Annotated in this window: 2 protein-coding genes and 1 pseudogene; all 3 read right to left on the bottom strand. The window is 65.5% G+C overall.

Features of this window, described 5'->3' with window-relative positions; all coding sequences use genetic code 11:
* Positions 1-203, bottom strand: a 203-nt coding sequence (locus MOV75_RS38845; RefSeq protein ID WP_247008129.1) for a hypothetical protein, incomplete at its 3' end; no start/stop codon positions are given.
* Positions 204-345: 142 nt separating this feature from the next.
* Positions 346-762, bottom strand: a complete 417-nt coding sequence (locus MOV75_RS38850; RefSeq protein ID WP_246931382.1) for a DUF2946 family protein — start codon at positions 760-762, stop codon at positions 346-348.
* Between the two features lie 316 nt (positions 763-1,078).
* A pseudogene (locus MOV75_RS38855) lies at positions 1,079-1,189 on the bottom strand (TetR/AcrR family transcriptional regulator); the annotation flags it as partial.

Genomic DNA, 1,189 nt, shown 5'->3' on the forward strand with positions numbered 1-1,189 from the left:
GTCCGCGTGCCACGGCCTGCGTTGCGGGACGGCACCACCGCTCTGCGCATGATCGGGCTCGGCGCCGTCACGGTGACGGCGGGGATCTCGGTCGACGATTTGTCTTGCACAGGCGTTTGGGCGAAAGCGGGCGTGGCGGCAGCGCCGAGCAGGAGCAGGCTTGCTCCGCCAAGACGCTGCGCGCGTCGCAATTGAAATGACATGATCCTGATTCCAGCCAGGCCGTCCGCATGTTGTTTGTCGATGGGAGGCGGCCTGCCGTCGCGGCGCGACGGAATTCGACTTCAACTTCTCCCAGGCATTCGCCGATGCGCGGCGAGGCTGGGCGTGATCAAACGTTGGAGGTCAGGACGCGGGAGGGGCGCGGGGCTGGAATGCCGTGCCGGCCGATTTCAGATGGATGAATTCGGCATCTGTGGTGCGGTGGAGCAGCTCGATGGCCTGCGGCAACAGCAGCACCGGCGGCGTTGCCGATACGACGGCGGCCGCCATCGCGACGACGGCGCAGATGGCGCAATTGTCCTCGCCCGGATGCTCACGATCAGGGCCTGAGGGCGATTGCTTCTGGACCGCTGCGAGGTCGATCGCAGCAACGCCCTTGGCGCTGTCCTTGGTGCCGTCGGTCTGCTGCAGCGAGGATTGAGCAAGGGGAGCGGCCTGGGCGAACCAATGGCTGTGGCCGAATGTCAAAGCGAACTGCACCAGCATCGCGAACAACGCGAGCCGGGCGCCGTGCCTGATATTCGACCGGAACCACTTCATCTGAAAACGCCACCCCGCATCGCGAGACGCCGATCCCTGCGGCGTCGCGATGTTATAATATAACATCGCCCGATCGGTCGTCGGATGTCAACGGCCGGTCGGGGCTGCCGTTCAGGCGGCTGGCTCGATGTGTCCTCCGGGCAACTAAAGCCGGATGGGGCTAGGTTGAATCGTGCAGCCGCGGGGTGGTCCACCTCTCCCGCGTGTGGGAGAGGTCGGCGCGAAGCGCCTCGTTGCAATCAAGACTGATGCGCCTCACCGCCCCTCGCGCACCCAGGTCGCGGCGAAGGCGCCGAGCAGCAGCAGCAGGCCGATCATAAGCTGCGATCAGCGCGTCCTTGGAGGGGAAGTGGTTGTAGAGCGTGCGTTTGGAGATGCCGATCTCGGCCGCGATGGTGTCGACGCCGATCGCGCGAATGCCTTGCAG

The organism is Bradyrhizobium sp. PRIMUS42, from assembly GCF_023006515.1.
Lineage (GTDB): Bacteria > Pseudomonadota > Alphaproteobacteria > Rhizobiales > Xanthobacteraceae > Bradyrhizobium.